This window comes from Dactylosporangium salmoneum (genome assembly GCF_039532525.1).
Lineage (GTDB): Bacteria > Actinomycetota > Actinomycetes > Mycobacteriales > Micromonosporaceae > Dactylosporangium > Dactylosporangium salmoneum.
The window spans coordinates 1-4,980 of the sequence record NZ_BAAARV010000129.1 but is presented as its reverse complement, the minus strand read 5'-3'; the positions used below and the strand labels follow the sequence as shown (position 1 = coordinate 4,980).

2 protein-coding genes and 2 pseudogenes are annotated in these 4,980 nt (G+C 72.3%); 2 read left to right on the top strand and 2 right to left on the bottom strand.

The window, feature by feature from the left end; genetic code table 11:
* Nucleotides 1-398, bottom strand: a pseudogene (locus tag ABD352_RS52910) (hypothetical protein); the annotation flags it as partial.
* Nucleotides 399-958: 560 nt separating this feature from the next.
* On the opposite strand from ABD352_RS52910, the pseudogene coaE reads away from it, so the two are divergent.
* Nucleotides 959-1,528, top strand: a pseudogene (coaE, locus tag ABD352_RS52905) (dephospho-CoA kinase); the annotation flags it as partial.
* Nucleotides 1,529-1,879: 351 nt separating this feature from the next.
* A complete protein-coding gene (gene uvrB / locus ABD352_RS52900; RefSeq protein WP_344620277.1) occupies nt 1,880-4,039 on the top strand; it encodes an excinuclease ABC subunit UvrB in 2,160 nt (719 codons plus the stop codon).
* Nucleotides 4,040-4,428: 389 nt separating this feature from the next.
* Here uvrB and ABD352_RS52895 read toward each other — a convergent pair.
* Nucleotides 4,429-4,980 (bottom strand): hypothetical protein (locus ABD352_RS52895; RefSeq protein ID WP_344620276.1); only part of this gene is annotated, 552 nt, incomplete at its 5' end.

Here is a 4,980-nt window from a genome sequence, read left to right as displayed (position 1 = left end):
CTCGCCGCGGCGCTGCCCGCGCCGGCGCTGCCGCCGGCCCGGCCACTCGGGTCGCCTGCGGCCGCCGCCGGCGCAGCCGTCGTCGGCTGGAGCGCCGGCGTGGTCACCGCGGCCGGGTCGGCGCCGTCCGTGTTCGACTTGTCACGCGTCGCCAGCACCCCACCGACGGTCGCGATGACCAGCACGATCAGCCCGATGACGAGGGCCGCGACGCGCCAGCCCCGGTTGCCCTGCGGCACCGCCTCCGGCTCCGCCGGGGTCAGCTCGGCCGGGGACAGCTCGGCCGGGTCGGCGGGCGGGGTCGCCGGGGCGCCCTGCGCCGGCCCGGGCTGGCGCGGCACGATCGCGTAGGCGGACGTGGGCCAGCCGGAGCCGCCGTCCAGCGGCGAGTCGGACATCCAGCCGCGACGGCTCCTGGGCGGCGGTGGTGGCGACCCGTTCACCTGGTCGTGGCTGTGCTCCGTCGGTGGATCCTGCCGTGGGGGGTGTCCCGGCTCCATGCAGCGTGTCCTTCTGGTCCTGGCAGATGTGCAGTTGCCCGGCAGAGTATCGCTGACCACCCACGGCTCGCGCCACGGCGGAACGGCCTGTCAGCGGGCCAGCATCTGTGCGACCGCGCTCGCCCCCGCCGCCGTGTACCAGCCGCTCACCGCCAGCATGCCCAGCACCGTGACGCCCACGAACAGGGACCGCGTGTCCGCATTCGGGCGAGTTCGGGCGCGGTGCCGGGCGCGCCGGCGGCGGGTCGTCGCCGAGCCGCTACCCTCCGCGATGAAACCTGTCCAATCGCGGCGCGCCAGGCCCGGCCGGCCCAGGCTGTGTCGCCCCACTGTCATGATCGCCCCCCGGGATCTTCGCCTGAGTCGGAAGGTATCTTGACAAACCATCCATTCCGTGCCGACCACGCCGGGCGACCCCGGAGGGCGCGCCCGATTCACCTTCCGGTGTGATGGTGGCCATGAAGATGGTGGGGCTGACCGGCGGAATCGGGGCGGGAAAGAGCGCGGTGGCCAGCCGCCTCGCCGCGCTCGGCGCGGTGATCGTGGACGCCGACCGGCTGGCCCGCGAGGTGGTCGAGCCCGGGACCGAGGGGCTGGCCCTGGTGGCCGAGGAGTTCGGGCCCTCGGTGCTCGCCGCCGACGGGTCGCTCGACCGGGCGGCCCTGGCCCGCATCGTCTTCGCCGACGACGATGCGCGGCGGCGCCTGGAGGCGATCACCCATCCGCTGGTTCGGGCGCGGACGGCGCAGCTGGTCGCGGCGGCGCCGGAGGACGCGGTGGTGGTCAACGACGTGCCGCTCATCGTGGAGAAGGGCATGGCCGGCCTCTACGAGCTGGTCATCATCGTCTTTGCGTCGATCGAGACGCGGCTGGCCCGCCTGACCGGGCTGCGCGGGATGACGCGCGAGGAGGCGCTGGCCCGCATCGCCAAGCAGGCCACGGACGAGGAGCGTCGGGCCGTGGCGGACATCGCGATCGACAACGACGGGACGCCCGAGGAGCTGGATCGCAAGGTCGCCGCGGCCTGGGAGCGCATCAAGTCCGACTGATGCCGTTATTGCCGCAGTTGTACGTCATGTGCCGGCGACGGGCCCGTTTGAATTCTGTGCGCGGTGCACAGGGGCGCTCGCGGCGGCCGGTCGCGCGATGCGCGCGAACCCTCCGCGGTGCGCTCGCCGGCCGTGACGGGCCGGGGCTGCAACCGGGGGCCGGGAGGGCCCGCGTGATGGGCGGGCCGGCTCTCCGGACGGCCGCCGCGAGCGGCCTACGGCATTAACCGTAGCCCGGTGATGTTTCCCACACAATCGTCAGCCTGAATACGATCGAGCACCCAGCGCGAGGAGCCCGAAAGTGTCATACCCCCCGCGTACGGTTGTGGCATGGCGCTCGACATCCCACGCTTGGACCGCCGTTTCGAGGTGGTCAGCGAGTACAAGCCCTCCGGCGACCAGCCCGCGGCGATCGACGCGCTCGCCAAGCGGGTGCGGGGCGGCGACCGGCACACGGTCCTGCTCGGCGCGACCGGCACCGGCAAGAGCGCGACCACGGCCTGGCTGGTGGAGCGGCTGCAGCGCCCGACGCTCGTGCTCGCCCACAACAAGACCCTGGCCGCACAGCTGGCCAAGGAGTTCCGCGACCTGATGCCGCACAACGCGGTCGAATACTTCGTCAGCTACTACGACTACTACCAGCCCGAGGCCTACATCCCGCAGACCGACACCTACATCGAGAAGGACTCGTCGGTCAACGAGGAGGTCGAGCGGCTGCGGCACTCGGCGACGATGAGCCTGCTGACCCGGCGCGACGTGATCGTGGTCGCGACCGTGTCGGCGATCTACGGCCTGGGCACGCCGGAGGAGTATCTCGACCGGGCGGCCAAGGTCAGCGTCGGCGAGGAGATCGACCGGGACAAGCTGCTGCGGCGCCTGGTCGACATCCAGTACACGCGCAACGACCTGGCGTTCAACCGCGGCACGTTCCGGGTGCGCGGCGACACGCTGGAGATCATCCCGGCCTACGAGGAGCTCGCGATCCGCATCGAGTTCTTCGGCGACGAGATCGAGCGCCTGTCATACCTGCACCCGCTGACCGGCGACGAGATCCGCCAGACGGACTCGCTGATGATCTTCCCCGCCACGCACTACGCGGCCGGTCCGGAGCGCATGGAGCGGGCGATCGCCGCCATCGAGGTCGAGCTGGAGGAGCGCCTGGCCGAGCTCGACCGCGAGGGCAAGCTGCTGGAGGCCCAGCGGCTGCGGATGCGGACCACCTACGACGTCGAGATGATGCGCCAGGTCGGGTTCTGCAACGGCATCGAGAACTACTCGCGGCACATCGACGGGCGCGAGGCCGGCAGCCCGCCGCACTGCCTGCTCGACTACTTCCCGGACGACTTCCTGACCGTCATCGACGAGTCGCACGCCACCGTGCCGCAGATCGGCGGCATGTACGAGGGCGACGCCTCCCGCAAGCGCACGCTCGTCGAGCACGGGTTCCGGCTGCCGAGCGCTCAGGACAACCGGCCGCTGCGCTTCGACGAGTTCGAGGAGCGGGTGGGGCAGACGGTGTACCTGTCGGCCACCCCCGGCCCGTGGGAGCTGGGCAAGACGCAGGGCGAGTTCGTGGAGCAGGTGATCCGCCCGACCGGCCTGATCGACCCCGAGGTGGTGCTCAAGCCGACCAAGGGCCAGATCGACGACCTCATGCATGAGATCAAGCTGCGCACCGAGCGCGACGAGCGGGTCCTGGTCACGACGCTGACCAAGAAGATGGCCGAGGACCTCACCGACTACCTGCTCGAGCACGGCATCCGGGTGCGCTACCTGCACTCCGAGGTCGACACGCTGCGGCGGGTGGAGCTGCTACGGGAGCTGCGCCGCGGCGAGTTCGACGTGCTCGTCGGCATCAACCTGCTGCGCGAGGGCCTCGACCTGCCCGAGGTGAGCCTGGTGGCGATCCTCGACGCGGACAAGGAGGGCTTCCTGCGCTCGGGGACCAGCCTCATCCAGACGATCGGCCGCGCGGCCCGCAACGTGTCGGGCCAGGTCCACATGTATGCGGACAAGATGACCCCGTCGATGGCCCAGGCGATCGACGAGACCAACCGGCGGCGCGAGAAGCAGACCGCCTACAACAAGGCCAACGGCATCGACCCGCAGCCGCTGCGCAAGAAGCTCGGCGACATCCTCGACGACATCTACCGCGAGGCCGAGGACACGGCGGGCGCGGTGAGCGGCCACGGACCGGGCGGCGCGGTGGTCATCGGCGGCGGGCGGCAGATGAGCCGCGGCAAGTCGCCGGAGAACATCCGGGCGCGGCAGAAGGGCGGCGGGACGAAGGGGCAGGCGGCCGCGGCCGGGTCGGCGCCGGCGCGGGCCGGGATGGCCCGGGCGGAGCTGGCGACGCTGATCCAGGACCTCAACGAGCAGATGCTGGGCGCGGCGCGGGAGCTGCAGTTCGAGCTGGCGGCGCGGCTGCGGGACGAGGTGGCGGAGCTGAAGAAGGAGCTGCGGGCGATGGACGTCGCCGGCGTGAAGTAGCGGCGCCCATCGGCAGCGTTCCGGGCCGGGTCTCGGGCGACCGGCTTGTTGCTTGAGCAGGACGGTCCAGGGCGCGATGGTGGCCGTCGTCGGCCCTCGACGCACCCTGGCGCCGACGTCGACTACCTGTTCCTGCAGCTCGGTGTGCTGGCGATGGTCAGGTGAGAGCCCATTCACGGGTCCTGTTCGAAGCGCGTGCGGACGGCCTGCTCTGAGGGGGCGTCGAGTCCTCGAAGTGCTGCTGCTCGCGCAGTGGGTGGGCCGGGTTCCGGGACGGGCCGCCGCACCGCACCGTAGCCGCCGGGCGCTCAGTGAAGCGCCGCTGCTCGCGCAGTGGGTGGGCCGGGTTCCGGGACGGGCCGCTGCACCGCGCCGTAGCCGTCGGGCGCTCAGTCCCAGAAGCACTCGAGGCGGTCGTCGAAGGTTGCCTCCGCGTCCGTGCAGAAGCTCTGGGCCGCGGCCCGGAGCCCGGCGTCCGGCTTGCGGCCGTAGATGGATTCGATCGACGTGCGGTAGTCCGGGCGGTCGATGCTGACGACGTAGCCGGCGGCGCGGACCGTGGAGTGGGCGCACAGGAAGCCGAAGATCTCCCAGACGGTCGGGGCGGCGTTCTGGGCCTCGTGCGGGTCGATGTACTGCTCGTTCAGCAACCACGCCAGTTCGGCGGCGTCCAGGTCCTCGAACCACGCGATGCCGCCGGTGTAGCCGCTCTGGCCGGTGAGCTGGCCCGCGCCCAGGGTGGCGTCGCGGCGGGCGGCGTCCCGGTTGAAGGGGTACGGGTCCTGGCGCGCCGGCTGCGGGGCGTCGCACAGCGGCGGGCGGGTGCCGGCGCCGGGGATCTTCGCCGGGGACGCCGTGACGGGGGCGGGGCCGCGCGTGGCGGGCGTCGCGGCGGCCGTGGCGGCGGGCGTCGTCGGCTGGGGGCCGGCGCAGGCGGCGAG